13 protein-coding genes are annotated in these 14,024 nt (G+C 43.3%); 1 reads left to right on the top strand and 12 read right to left on the bottom strand.

Translation table 11 applies throughout. The annotated features are described in order from the left end of the window. The first annotated feature begins 201 nt into the window (after positions 1 to 201). Positions 202 to 1,284: a PstS family phosphate ABC transporter substrate-binding protein gene (locus AC4II3_RS08615; RefSeq protein WP_488006817.1), complete on the top strand. Its 1,083-nt coding sequence runs from the start codon at positions 202 to 204 to the stop codon at positions 1,282 to 1,284. Between the two features lie 41 nt (positions 1,285 to 1,325). Here AC4II3_RS08615 and nadC read toward each other — a convergent pair whose 3' ends face one another. The 12 genes from nadC to AC4II3_RS08675 all read right to left on the bottom strand — a co-directional run. Next, positions 1,326 to 2,183, bottom strand: a complete 858-nt coding sequence (gene nadC / locus AC4II3_RS08620; protein WP_488006819.1) for a carboxylating nicotinate-nucleotide diphosphorylase — start codon at positions 2,181 to 2,183, stop codon at positions 1,326 to 1,328. A 102-nt stretch (positions 2,184 to 2,285) separates the two neighbouring features. Further along, positions 2,286 to 3,044 carry a DUF4058 family protein gene (locus AC4II3_RS08625; RefSeq protein WP_488006821.1) on the bottom strand — a complete coding sequence of 253 codons (759 nt, stop codon included), beginning with the start codon at positions 3,042 to 3,044 and terminating at the stop codon, positions 2,286 to 2,288. Positions 3,045 to 3,158: 114 nt separating this feature from the next. Beyond that, a complete protein-coding gene (locus AC4II3_RS08630) occupies positions 3,159 to 3,902 on the bottom strand; it encodes an isochorismatase family protein (RefSeq protein ID WP_488006823.1) in 744 nt (247 codons plus the stop codon). Between the two features lie 56 nt (positions 3,903 to 3,958). Continuing rightward, positions 3,959 to 4,294 (bottom strand): element excision factor XisI family protein, encoded by a 336-nt coding sequence (locus AC4II3_RS08635; RefSeq protein WP_488006825.1) that lies wholly within the window; start codon positions 4,292 to 4,294, stop codon positions 3,959 to 3,961. Then, positions 4,282 to 4,698 (bottom strand): XisH family protein, encoded by a 417-nt coding sequence (locus AC4II3_RS08640; protein ID WP_488006827.1) that lies wholly within the window; start codon positions 4,696 to 4,698, stop codon positions 4,282 to 4,284. The genes AC4II3_RS08635 and AC4II3_RS08640 overlap by 13 nt, the downstream gene beginning before the upstream one ends. Positions 4,699 to 4,798: 100 nt before the next feature. After that, positions 4,799 to 5,134 carry an element excision factor XisI family protein gene (locus AC4II3_RS08645; protein WP_488006829.1) on the bottom strand — a complete coding sequence of 112 codons (336 nt, stop codon included), beginning with the start codon at positions 5,132 to 5,134 and terminating at the stop codon, positions 4,799 to 4,801. A gap of 398 nt (positions 5,135 to 5,532) precedes the next feature. Further along, positions 5,533 to 6,102 carry a Uma2 family endonuclease gene (locus AC4II3_RS08650; RefSeq protein ID WP_488006831.1) on the bottom strand — a complete coding sequence of 190 codons (570 nt, stop codon included), beginning with the start codon at positions 6,100 to 6,102 and terminating at the stop codon, positions 5,533 to 5,535. A 148-nt stretch (positions 6,103 to 6,250) separates the two neighbouring features. Then, positions 6,251 to 7,975 carry an L-aspartate oxidase gene (gene nadB / locus AC4II3_RS08655; RefSeq protein WP_488006833.1) on the bottom strand — a complete coding sequence of 575 codons (1,725 nt, stop codon included), beginning with the start codon at positions 7,973 to 7,975 and terminating at the stop codon, positions 6,251 to 6,253. Between the two features lie 146 nt (positions 7,976 to 8,121). Continuing rightward, entirely contained in the window at positions 8,122 to 9,096 is a 975-nt protein-coding gene (nadA, locus tag AC4II3_RS08660) for a quinolinate synthase NadA (RefSeq protein ID WP_488006835.1), read from the bottom strand. A gap of 522 nt (positions 9,097 to 9,618) precedes the next feature. After that, positions 9,619 to 11,076, bottom strand: coding sequence for a sodium/proline symporter (locus tag AC4II3_RS08665; RefSeq protein WP_488006837.1), 1,458 nt, complete (start codon positions 11,074 to 11,076; stop codon positions 9,619 to 9,621). A 419-nt stretch (positions 11,077 to 11,495) separates the two neighbouring features. After that, complete coding sequence (locus tag AC4II3_RS08670) at positions 11,496 to 12,767, bottom strand: response regulator (protein WP_488006839.1); 1,272 nt, start codon at positions 12,765 to 12,767, stop codon at positions 11,496 to 11,498. After that, the coding region (locus AC4II3_RS08675) for a response regulator (RefSeq protein WP_488006841.1) at positions 12,764 to 14,024 on the bottom strand (1,261 nt) is incomplete at its 5' end. The genes AC4II3_RS08675 and AC4II3_RS08670, both read right to left, overlap by 4 nt.

Genomic DNA, 14,024 nt, shown 5'->3' on the forward strand with positions numbered 1-14,024 from the left:
GGGGAGATGGGGGGATAGGGAGATAGGGAGATAGGGAGAGTATTAATATGTAGCAATATTTTTTAAAATTGGTATTATATGAAATAGTTAACTATTTGCTATAAGTATTGGCTACAAATTCCAAACACTTCTGTTGCCTATTGCCTGTTTCCTATTGCCTGTTGCCATCAATTCTATGTTTACATTTAAACTAGATACTATATGTCAAACCAGAACGAAACCGCAACTCTAGTCTTAACCATCTTAATCACGACTGGTGTAATAGGCGGTGGTTTTTGGTGGTTTACTGTAAAATCCGACTTGGAGATTAACCAGGTATTTAAGAAATCCCCAAACAACACCCAACAGCAAGCTCAGAGCCAGTCACCAGCTCATTGGGCTATTCCAGCAGCATCAGAGACTACTCAAACCTTTGCCCAAGTAGCAAATGTGCCTACGGGTTTATTTAATTATGGTGGAAGTACTTCTTGGGCACCAATTCGACAGTCAGTAGATGTAGCTTTGCAAACGGCACGACCAGGGTTTCGTTTACGTTATGTTGATCCCATCGGTAGACCTCCCAGCTCTAGCGAGGGTATTCAGATGTTATTAGATGGGAAATTAAGCTTTACCCAATCCTCTCGACCTCTGCTTCAGCAAGAGTACTCACAAGCGAAACAGCGGGGTTTCGAGTTGCAACAGATTGCCGTTGCTATTGATGGGTTGGTGGTGGCCGTGAATCCGGCACTAACTATTTCTGGTCTTACTTTAGCGCAACTCAAATCTATCTACACCGGTCAGGTGACTAACTGGAGTCAAGTGGGTGGTCCAAATCTCAATATCACCCCTTATTCTCGTCCTGCTGACTCTGGTGGTACTGTGGAACTGTTGATGAAGGATATTATGAATGGTGAGCGGTTTGGTAATAATGTTCAGTTTGTCAATACCACTACTGTAGCGCTTCGTAAATTAGCTAATGATCCAGGTGGGATATATTTTGCCTCTGCACCGGAAGTGGTACCTCAGTGTACTGTGAAACCCTTGCCAGTGGGTCGTAACCCGAACCAGTGGGTGACTCCTTACCAAAAGCCTTTGGTGCCAAGTTCTCAATGTCCTGCTCAACGGAATCTTTTGAATATCGAAGCCTTTCGCAGTGGTGAGTATCCGATTACTCGCAATCTGTTTGTGGTGGTGAAGAAGAATGGGCAATTGGAGGAGGAAGTGGGGATTGCTTATAAGAATTTGTTACTGTCGGCTCAAGGTCAGGAGTTAATTGGTCAGATCGGATTTGTAAGGATTCGGTAAATTGGTAGGTGCGGTTGTACTACTGTTGATCTCAACTGATCTCAACTCCCCAATCTCATACTCAAATCCAACCAACTAGAGCGAGTAATGGGAGCACTACTGGAGATGTAATCTACTCCTGTTTCGGCCACTGCACGAATCGTCTTTAAGGTAACATTACCTGATGCCTCAATTTTAATGTTGTTGTTGCGTACGCGAATTAGCTTAACTGCTACCTCCATCTGCTCAACTGGCATATTATCCAACATGATAATATCGGCATTGTGGGCGATCGCCTCTTCTACTTCCGCGAGAGTTGTTGTCTCCACTTCTATGGTCATAGGATAGGGAATAGTCTTACGAATTCGAGCGATCGCTTCCCCAATTCCCCCAGCTGCTTGAATATGATTATCCTTAATCATCACCGCATCATCTAAGCCCATGCGATGGTTAATGGCTCCTCCCACTTGAGTTGCATATTTTTGCAATAGTCTTAAGCCTGGAGTAGTTTTGCGAGTATCCACCAACTGAGCAGGCAAATCAGCAATTTTTTCGGCATACTGACGGGTTAGAGTAGCAATGCCACTCAGACTCATACTTAGATTTAAGGCTACCCTCTCTCCCATCAACAAAGCATCAAATGGTCCGTGAAAACGAGCGATAGCCTGCCTTGGCTGACAACTTTCTCCTTCTGCTACTAGGGGGATAAAGCTGACGTTTTCATTTAATAAATAGAACACCCGCGCTGCTATTGGCAATCCCGCGATTACACCTGCTTCCTTAGCGATCCATTGTCCATTTCCAGAACTAGCGTCTTGAGTGAACAAACCTTGGGTGGTGCGATCGCCTCTACCAATATCTTCTTTGAGCCATTTATGGAGTAGAGGGTCTAACACTATTGGGGGAGGTAGTATTGCCATAACTCTTACCAAAAAATCTGGTTATTTTTTTTATTTTAACGAGTTATGATGTCAATTTTTACAATAAATAATTTAATTTAATCCTTGTTTTTTTTTTTTTAATTATACCCAAATTGCATCAGCTTTTGATAAAGCAGGAATAATTTTTTGTTTGTAGTCAATCATTAAATCATAGCGCCCTTGGTCATAAACTTGATGTAAAATCATTTGTAAATCTAGAAGCATTTCTGGATCTTCTGGACATAAAGGTAAAGGAAAAACAGGAATCACATCTTGAAGGTTAAAAGCATATAGATAGGCTTGAGGCCGTTGATGACTAGGACTAACTAAAATGTGATAGTCACGCTCGATATTCTGATTTAAGTTAATCAGTGAATTACCTTGACGTAGTAAATCTATTTCTACAAAATTTGTTTGGCTACTTAAAATAAGCTGACGTTTGTTTTCATATTTTTTCCGACCTTCTCCTACATTTTTATTGATAGGAGAAATAATTTCAATAGCCGTAACCACTTTTCCGGTACCAACTCTCCTAACTTCTAGATATCCTTGCTTAATAGTTTCTGTCAGAGCAAGTTCTATCGTTAAAGGTTCGGTAGAAGGAACTGCAACAGCTACATTAGACTCGGGATACCTGATAGTATTTTCAGAGCTTTTAGCAATGACATTATCAGGAATACCAATAAGCGTGGACTTTTCTCCACTAGTTTCGTAGATTCGCACTTCTACCGCAACTACATATTTAGGGGCTAACTGTTGGTTTAATAAGCGAGCAATTTCCGTAATTAGCCAATGATGTACGCTTGACCAATAGGCTGAATCTTCTAAATAGGGATTCATTCCAGGGAATGGTGAAGGCATGGTGATTTATACTTAAACTGACGGGGCAACAGAGAAGCTAAAAGGAAGAAGATAAAAAGACATTAATGCTGTTAAAAAAAGGTAAATTTTACTTGGTTTTAAACTTGGGATTGGTCACATCAAAATTTGAGAAGCAAGGATCGCTCCACGGGCTGCCATGGTGTATAAACCAACGTGATGAGAAATTTCCTGGGGATGAATGGCTGTTTTTGGCAAACCCTGCTGGGCTGCCATTTCTGCCGAGAGGTCAAAGGTTGAACAACCTTCGGTATAGACGGCAATATCTTTTAACGTTGGTACCATATCATGATTGCGTGCTGATAGCATAGTAACCACGAAGTCCATTACACAAATATCGGTGCAGATGCCAACAACTACTAAGGCTTCTAGCTTGTGCTGGTTTATCCAGCTAATTAAAGTATTGTTGCCAGTATCTACATCAATGGAACCGATAAAACCATTGATGCAGTCTTTTTGAATTAAGGTGGCGTGGGGATGAGTTTCTAGCCATTCCAGTTCAGTAACCAGTTTTTCTTCCCCAGACCCTTTTTCACAATGAGGAGGATAGGGAGGTTCTGGTTTCCCTGGTTCGTGGGTATCTAGAAAAGCTAAGACTGGCCAACCTCTAGCTGTGAAAGCTTTGGCTATGCGATCGCTTTCTGATACCATGGTCGTTATTTGCTGATTTGGTTCTGTTGGAGCCAAAGGACCATAGCCAACAGTGCAAAAGCCATTGACCAGATCCACAAGGATCAAACCGGTGGGGCGATCGCCAATAGTATAGGGCTGAGGGTCAATGGGTAAGGCCGCTTCAATTGCTGCTAAGGTGGCATCGGGAGTAGTTAAAGAAGTTACCATCAAAACCTCCTGGTTATTCTTGGTATCGACAATGTAAAAACCTAAGTTATTATTTATTAGCCCACTGCGAAGTCAGTAAATTTCCTGAGGTAAGGGGCATGATAAGCCAGCACAATATCTTGGTGAGGGACACCGCGTTCAACTAAGACGTTGGCAATCCCAACTTCTGTACCATCATTTTGAATCCAAATCTTATTATCTTTAAGGTCAATGTGGATGGTGGAACCATAAATACGGCGACGATTACTCCATCCGGCATGGACAAGCTGGTAGCGGTCTCTTTCGGTATCAAAGATTAATTCCACTTCTACTTCACCATAAGCGGGTTTGTGGCTGCTGTATTCGGTTAGAATCTCTTTGACGAGTTGCCGATATTGCTCTAGTTTTGCCATTGAACAATTTCCTCCTTAGTTGGCTCGAATACAATCAATTTCAGTTGATACTCTTGGGTAATAAGTTGAACGAAACGACGGGCAAAGAAGGTCTCGTGAATTTCAAGAGGAATAGCTAAATACAATAATCTATCTGGATCTTCTGCTTTAAGGGCAAAGCGATAATTAAGGAATTGTCCCAAAACCGTATGGAATTCAGAAATTGCCGAAGGTTTGAGAAAGGTTTTAATTTCAACAGCTATTTTTTCTTCATCTTTTTCGGCTGCAATCAGTCTTTCGGCACCCAAATCGATGTAAATTTCAACTTCAGCAAAATTGATGTAGAGAGGATCGTGAGTAATACACCAGCCGTCCTTCTGTAAAGCTGACTTTACGGCTTCATGGAAGGTATCTCTGGCTGCCATTGTTGACCTCTACTTTAAGGTTGTGGTAATTAGCGATCACTCTAAATTATATCAATTAGATAAAGCCTCTTCTTGACTTATTACTTATTACAGGGTGACTTTAGGCAACTGCAAACCCTGTGTGCTTCCTGACTCCGGGTGATTTGAAACCTAACACAATACGCTCTTTGGGAATGCCTGCTTCTAGGAGTTCCCGAGCGATGCCATCCTCTGTCCCATCCCGATGAATCCAGATTTTGCCCTCGATAATTTCCACATGAATGATACAGCCATGAACTTGACGCACTCCCTCCCAACCAACTATCATTAATAGGTAGCGATCGCGATTAGAATCAAACACGCTATTTCGTTCAATTTCTCCGTAAGAATAAGGAATTTGTGCGTAGTCAGAGATTATTTTTTGAATAATCTGCCGGTCTCGCTCTAAAGAGTCCATTTAATAATATCCTCCGCTTCAGAATCAAAAACCAAAAGACGAACTCGATTGTTTTTTATCAACAGCTCACCAAAATGAATGAGAGCATTTTTGACACAGTCGTGGTAAATGTCTTTAGCTGGCATATCTCCTTAAAGACCTCATCCACCTTCATATTACAGTGCGATCGCTAATAGTATCGGGCTGAGGGTCAATGGGTAAGGCGGCTTCAATTGCTGCTAAGGTATAATTAGTAGTAGCTAAAGTATAGCATTTAAAAAGATATCATACATTGCGGATTTTTTATAACACCAAAAAATCCTCCGAGTTCTTTCTTACTGTTGCCTGTTGCCTGTTCCCTATTCCCTGTTACCTATTCCCTATTCCCTTGAGCCATCAATTCGATGACTTAATACTAACTACCAAACTGTTTCAAAATTTAAACTAAATCCAGGTAATACTTCTTCTGCAGATAGAGTCTTAGGAGAGTTCAACACCTTAACCTCTTGTTGAGGTTTATAAATTTCTACGATTTTATTTTTGGGATCGATTAACCAGCCTAAGCTTATGCCATTGTCTAAATATTCCTGCATTTTTTGTCTTAAGCTTTCCATAGTATCCGTACGGGAGCGTAACTCAAGGACAAAATCAGGACAAAGGGGTGGGAAAGTGTCTTGTTGTTCTGGTGTGAGTTGATTCCAGCGTTCTATTTTTACCCAACTGACATCAGGAGAGCGCTCGGCACCATTAGGAAGACGAAAAGCACAAGAAGAGTCAAAAACAACTCCGAGTTTGGTTTGATTGTTCCAAATAACAAATTGTGCAGATAACTGTGCGTTGCGTTTTCCGGTATTGCCTCCAGTAGGGGGCATAACAATTAATTCTCCATTAGCAGTACGTTCTAGGCGCTTTTCTCGGTTAGCAGTAGCGAGTATTTGGAATTGTTCTTCTGTAACTTTGAAGGTGGGGGGAATGTTAATAGTATTCACCTTAAATTACCAATAATTAAATTACCAATAAAAAATGAAAGCGAGCTGCACATAAAACCTGTAGGGCGCTCGCCAATAATAGTATAGGGTTAAGGATGAATAGAGGGATAGGTTTGCACTGTTGTCACTGCTTTTGAAGAAGTGGTATTTATACCGCTATCTGATTGGATTCTAACATTAGAGAAAGTTGTGGAGATTTCCACCAACGCTCCCCCTGTACTAAGGTGTGAACTTGCCAACTGGGTGAGGTTTGGTAATAATCCCTGCGGTAATGTCCGCCCCGACTTTCTGTGCGTAATGCTGCACTTTTGAGAATTAAATAGGCAATATCCAGGAGATTGAAGGTTTCTGCAGCCGTTCGCAATTGCTGCTCGGCTAATGATGACTCAAATTTAACTGTTTGGTTGGGCAGTAAATCCAGCAAGTATTGACTCACCTGAAAACCAGCCAATTCAGAGCGCCAGGAATTAACTTGAGCAAGGGCTGACTCTAACATTTCCTGGGAGCGACAAATTCCTGCACTTTGCCACATCAGGTAGGGCAAACTTTGCCTTACTGAGGCTATCTTCTCGATTTCCCTTTCCCACTCACCTTTCTCTTTTCTCAAAGGTAGGGATTCCGCCAGAACTGGATTAGGAGCTGTTTCAATTTCAGCTAATTGGGCGGCAAAAACCAAGCATTCCAATAAGGAATTACTCGCTAAGCGATTGGCACCATGAACCCCTGTACTAGCCGTTTCGCCAATGGCATATAGCCCTGGAATCGAGGTACAACTGGTCAGATCGCAAGCAACTCCTCCCATCCAGTAATGGGCAGCAGGTGCAACGGGAATGGGCTGCTTTAAGATATCAATGCCCCAATGTTGACATACGTTAATAATATTGGGGAAACGATAGCGAATTCGCTCTGGGTCAATGGGTTGCAAGTCTAAATAAACATTCCCGTGGCTAGGATCGGGGGAGGTTTTTTCTAAGTGACTAAAAATTGCCCGACTTACCACATCTCTAGGAGCCAATTCCCCTGAAGGGTGGTAATTAAAAGCAAAGCGATCGCCTTTGTAATCTACTAAATGTGCCCCCTCTCCCCGGACAGCTTCTGTAATCAAAAAGCGAGGTGCCCCTAGTTTGGTTAAAGCCGTGGGATGAAATTGGAAAAACTCCAAATCTCTAACAATTGCCCCAGCCCGCCAAGCTAGTGCTACTCCATCTCCTGTACTTACGGCTGGGTTCGTTGTCTGGGCAAAAACTTGACCGCCACCACCTGTGGCTAGGATTACCGCAGAGGCTTTTAGCCAAGATATCTGACCTTGATAGAGGAGGCTAATCCCCTGACAATGACCAGTTGCTGGATTGAGCCATAAACTCAAAGCCACTGCGTGAGATAGCACCTGAATATTGGGACGCTCCAACACTTTGGCAGTGAGCGTATCGACAATTGCTCGACCTGTGGTGTCTGCCGAATGGAGGACGCGGGGACGAGAGTGAGCTGCTTCTAGGGTCATGGCTAGGTTTTTGCCTTTGCGGTCAAAGGCTACCCCCATCTTGACTAGAGAGTCAATGGCAGCAGAGGCATTTTCTACCAGAAACGTTACCGCCTCGCGATCGCAAAGACCAACACCCGCTCGCTGGGTATCCTCTAGGTGAAGCTCTGGGGAATCAGATGGGTCAATAGCAGCAGCGATTCCTCCCTGAGCCCAGTTACTTGAACCCTTTTTTAGGGTATCTTTGGTGATCACACCTACCTGAAAATGAGCGGGTAGACAAAGGGCTGCATATAGCCCAGCCGCACCACTGCCCACCACTATGATGTCAAATTGGGAGGGAGTGTTGGCAGATGGGGAAGACTCGTCAGGGGATGATTTAAACTCTTGCACGATAGAACATATGTCACTAATCTGTGATTAATTCCTAAGCAGTTCTTAGTTTTAACAACACAAATTGCTTATAAGTTACGACTAATAACTTATAACTGATACTTTTGTCAAGTAATTTGGTCAAGCTGCTCAGGGGCAGTAGAGGACTACACTGATAACTCCAACATCCGTTTAATTGGTCGCAAGGCGGCTACTCGGATGTCTTCCGGCATAGTAATTTCTGGTGTTTTCTGCTTCATGGCATGATACAGCTTCTCCAAAGTATTGAGCCGCATGTGAGGGCATTCGTTACAGGTACAATTGCTATCCATACCTGGAGCAGGGATGAAATTTTTATGGGGTGCCCTCTTTTGCATTTGGTGAATAATTCCTGGCTCAGTAGCCACGATAAATTCTTCCGTTGAACTTTGCTGGCTATACTTTAATAAACCTGTTGTGGAACCAATGTAACTGGCATGACGCAATAGAGGGGCTTCGCATTCTGGATGGGCAATAAACTCCGCTTCAGGATGCTGTATTTTGAGTTCCACGATCTTTTTCTCAGAAAAGGTTTCATGGACAATACAACTCCCCTCCCACAGGACTAACTCCCGTCCGGTTTGCTCCATGACATAGCGACCTAAGTTCTTATCTGGGGCAAAAATAATCGGCTGGTCTTTCGGAATTTGGTTGACGATCTTAACTGAGTTAGAACTGGTGCAAATGATATCGCTCATCGCTTTAATGGCAGCGGAGCAATTAATGTAAGATACCACCAAATGCTCTGGATGGGCTGCTTTGAAGGCCGCAAATTCTTGGGGAGGGCAACTGTCAGCTAGGGAGCAACCTGCGTTTAAATCCGGGAGTAGTACTAATTTATTGGGGTTAAGGATTTTAGCAGTTTCTGCCATAAAGTGAACCCCAGCAAACACGATGACATCTGCATCTGTAGCCGCCGCTTGTTGAGAAAGACCGAGAGAATCGCCGATGTAGTCAGCGATATCTTGAATATCTGGCTCTTGGTAATAGTGAGCGAGAATAACTGCGTTTAATTCTTGTTTGAGGTCTTCAATCGCTTCAAAAAGGTCTTTGGGCGGATACTCCAAGTCTAGGGTTGTTTTTGGGAGGACATTTGTAAACATCGTATTATTTCCCTATTTCTGACTAGTTTACTGGTTTTTGAATAGTTTCTTTCTTTAATAATTATTAAATCTTCGGGACCCCTCCCACTGGGTGTTGTACTACTAAACTTTACTTAAGTTATGCTATATTTATGATATTTTAATGCTGTCCTCGACTAGGCTGACCTCATGGGATCGCCAAATCAAATGATCTAGGGCGGTTTGCATAACTATCAGGTACACAGGATTGTTTTCCCTCTTCCATCTTTTCCCCTCTTGGGAGGGGTTAGGGGTGGGTTCCTGCTCCCTGCTCCCTGCTCCCTGCTCCCTAAAAACCTAGAACTTTGTACCTAACTGAATTTTAAACCGCTGTATGTGCATAACTTCAGCAGCCAGCTCTATTAGGTTTGGGTTCATCTCAATGAATGAAATTAGGCAAAAGTGAGATGCACCCGATTATAGTAAACTATTATTATCTCCTATATCTTCGGAATTAGTTGTTAGTCAATTTTAAATTACCAATTTTTCCACCTAATTTAAACCTTATTTCCTTAACACCTCACCAATAGCATGACCCTTGGGTTTGAAAACACTATTCATTAACAGCTCATGTACCAACACGGCTACAATAAAGCCTGGACAAACTTCGGATAGGATGTTATGAAATCCTAAAACTCGCCAGAGGATAGCAGTACTCAATCCCGCCAAGATCATAGAGTTCAAGGCTAAATAATGAGTGCGCCTTTTCAATAAGATAATCAGCATGGCTGGACCGAGGGAACTGGCCACAGCTCCACTAGCAAAAAGAACCAATGAAAACACTGTGGAGGAAATAGAAATCGTCGCAATTACAGCGAGTATTCCCACCACTAAGGTCATGAATTGCTCGTATTTAACGCCATATTTCCGGGACATCCTCCGATGCAAAGCCGGGGAAATATCTCTAGCGAGCGCACTGGAACAAACCAGAAGTTGTGAATCTGCTGTAGAGGCAATCACAGAAAAGACACCAGCCAACACAATACCGACTAAAAAAGGATTAAACTGTTGTGTGGCGTACAAGGGCAAGGCTTGTTCGGGATCACTAATGTTAGGAATTAAGACCCGGCAAGCAATCCCAAACAAAACCATTGCTATCCAGGTCGAATACACGTAACCAAAGTACACCCACTTCGCTTCTTTCACCTCTTGGGGACTCCGCCCAGCTAGCAATCTCACCAGCACTTGCGGCTGAGAGATATCGAATCCGAAGCCAAAAAAGAAAAATCCTACTAGGTAGGCGAGTAAGGTTAACCAGCTAAATCCTGCCGTGAGATTCATCAATTGAGGATCAATCTGATTGAGTTCTGAGATAATTTCTGACACCCCACCCCCGTTGATAATGGCTACTGCCAGCATGCCAAAGCAAACAAACATCACCACAAAAGCCTGCACCACATCAGTCCAGATTGAGGCTCTGAGTCCTCCCGTTACGCAGTAGACTAAAATGGAACCTGCTGCGATCAAAGCTCCAATGGTAGGGTCAACTCCAAAAAATACATCAAGGGTCTTGGCAGCTGCAGCAAATTGTGCGGCAGTATAGGCTCCGATAAATACAACAGTGATCACAGCAACGATCAAGGTGATTATTCGTCTGCCTTGAGGCTTTTTGACTGTAGAGCCTAGGAATTCCGGAATAGTTTGGGAGTTTTGCTTTCTGGAGATCTGGTTTATTTTATCAGGGAAAAAAGTCCAAAAGGTTACCTCACCTAAGAACATGGCAATTACCATCAGCAGAGCAGAAACTCCCATGGAGTAAGCCATTCCCACGGCTCCAATCATAATCCATCCACTGTTTCCGGTTGCGCCAGCACTCAGACCCACAAAGACTTTCCCAAAAGAGCGTGAGCCAAGTAAGTAGTCTGATTCTGTATTATCGGAAGATTTAGCAGCTAGAGCCCCAATCCACAAAAAAATTACTAGAAACAATCCAAAACTGAAAATTGTAATACCTGAATCCATTAGTTTTTATCTAAGGTTTTTGAGGTTTAACTGCTCCGGTTGGCAAACTCCAAAGCTATGAATACCATATATGAATACCATGGGATAAAACTGCTCCCAATTCTCCCGGATGTCTGCCACAAATTTTTATTCGCTTTTGGTAATGGGTAATGGTCGTCCAATTAACGATTAGCCATGACGCCATAATCAGCACTCTAATCTCTTTTATAGAAAAGGAATTAGAGTGCTTTAAAATTTTAATGCGATACCGTTTCCTAGAAGCTATTACACCGATCAGGAAAAAGTTTTTCCTATAGTATCATATTCGATTAAATACCGATAATTTCGGGGGGTTGCTTATACCAAGTTGTGTTATTGCCATCTTAATCCCGTTGTTACTCGCCTTGGAAGAATAAGATGATTCCAAAGCTTATTCTTCACTATTTTTGTGTAGGAAGCGTAAAGTAAAACGTACTTCCCACTCCAGGCTCAGACTCTACCCCAATCTGTCCCCCGTGATTTTCCACAATCTTCTTGCAGGTGGCTAGACCAATACCAGTGCCAGGATAGTCTTTATTGCTGTGCAGACGCTGAAATATCTCAAAGATATGCGATCGCTGATCGGGTTCCATACCAATGCCATTGTCATGTATCCCAAACAGCCAGTAGTTACCACCATGCTCTAAACTATTGTGCCCATTCTCCTGAAACCCAGTGGCATTGATACTAGAAACTCTTCCTACCTCTGTCAATATCCCATGGTCGGTGTCCCTACTGTTGTCTACGGGCTTTACTGAAATCTTGACTTGGGGGGATGTCCCTGGTGCTTGGAATTTAATGGCATTGCTGATTAGATTTTGAAATAGCTGGATTAGCTGTGTCTGACTAACATTCACAGTAGGTAAAGAATCATGGGTAATCAGCGCATTTTTCTCAGATATGGCAGCTTTTAAGTTATCTAAAACTTGCTCCAATACAATATTGCAATCGGTTGATGTGATGTCTTGGGAGTCGGCTCCAACCTTGGCATAAACGAGTAAATCCTGCATAAACGTTTTCATCCGAAGGCTGGAATCTCGAATTTTTGTAATGTATCCCTCACCCTTGATGTCAAGCCTGTCCTGGTAATTGATGTTGAGCATATCAGTATGCAAGATAATGCTTTGCAGAGGTTGGTTCAGGTCATGGCAAAGAACATGGGCAAATTGTTCTAGTTCGCGGTTAGAGCGTTCTAACTCCTGATTAGTGGTTTCTAGGGCTAAATTTTTTGCCCAGAGTTGCTTTTGCAACCTCTGAATGGTTAGTTGATTTTCTACACGAGCTAAAACCTCTTGAACCTGGAAGGGTTTGCTGATGTAGTCTACACCACCCACTTCAAAGGCTTTGACTTTGTCGATCACTTCATTGAGAGCGCTCAAGAAAATTACTGGAATAGGGCGGGTTGACTCGGAAGCTTTCAGCCTTTGACAGACTTCATAACCATTCATATCTGGCATTTTAATGTCCAGCAAAATTAGATCTGGCAATACTGAGTGGGCTACTCTAAGAGCCATGGAACCGTTAATCACGCCTCGAACATCATACCCCTGCTCGGTCAGGGTGTCAGATAAAAGATGCAGATTCTCGGCTATATCATCAACAACTAAAATGTTCCCTTTAGGGGTCTTAATTTCAGTGATATCTAATGGTGTCTTAGTGTGAGTAATAGTCATGATGTAGCTGGTTCAGTTAAATCAATGATTTTGTCGCAACGAAAATTTCGCACCAAATCCGTCAGTGCGATCGCAACCTGACCATGTTCGGAAGGGATTTGCTCGATTAGCTGGAAAATCCGCTGATTATTAACTTGGTTAGCTGCCTGGTAGAGCTGTGCAACCCACTCAGCAGGCATCACAGCTAGAGCTTCCCGCGTCAGCGCCTCAGTTGCTGACTTTTGAGGTAAGGTGGCTGAAGTTTCCTCTTCATAGACATAACGTACTCCGAGATAGTGAGCCATTGTTTCAAAAATCTCCTCCTCCCGGAAAGGTTTACGCACAAAATCGTCACAACCAGCAGACAAGATAACCGCTCGTTCTTCAATAAATGCACTAGCAGTCAGAGCAATAATAACCGTCGCTTGACCCTTCAAATGGGCTTTGATCTGTTTAGTAGCCTCGTAGCCATCCATTACTGGCATCTGCATATCCATCCAGATTAGATGCGGTTCCCAACTCGACCATAGCGCTACCCCTTCTTTACCATTCTCGGCTTCACGAACCTCGAATCCCAGTGGCTCTAGCAGCTTGACCAGTAGTTTTCGACTCTCCCATTTATCTTCAACTACCAGGATCCGATACTTAGGTTGGTCAGGTGCTAACCCAATCACCGATCGGGTTGGGTGTTGTGTCTGAATGTCTGCACCTGCTCCAGCCAGACTAATCTGGATATCAAATGTAACGATTGTTCCTCCACCTAGAGGACTACTAAGGGTGATGTCCCCTCCCATCAACTTCACGAATTGTCGGCTAATGGACAAACCCAAACCAGTTCCTTGCTCAGATTTCCGACCGATTTCAGTTTGGACAAATGCTTCAAACAAGCTGTCAATCTCAGCTGGGTCAACACCAGGACCGGTATCTTCTATTTCAAAAGTGATTGTCTGTCCGGTAAGGGTTGCAGGTTGAAGGTTAGTTGCTTGAAGGTTAGTTGCTTGAAGGTTAGCAGGTTGTTCGCGAAGCGTGGCCAATAGGCCAAGGTTAGCAGGTTGTTCGCGAAGCGTGGCCAATAGGCCAAGGTTAGCAGATTGAAGGTTAGCAGATTGTTCGCGTAGCGTGGCCAATAGGCCAAGGTTAACAGGTTGTTCGCCCTTGGCGTTCGAGTAGGGTAGGTTAGCAGATTGTTCGCCCTTGGCGTTCGAGTAGGGTAGGTTAGTTGCTTGTTCGCCCTTGGCGTTCGAGTAGGGTAGGTTAGTTGCTTGTTCGCCCTTGGCG

The organism is Moorena sp., assembly GCF_982860115.1.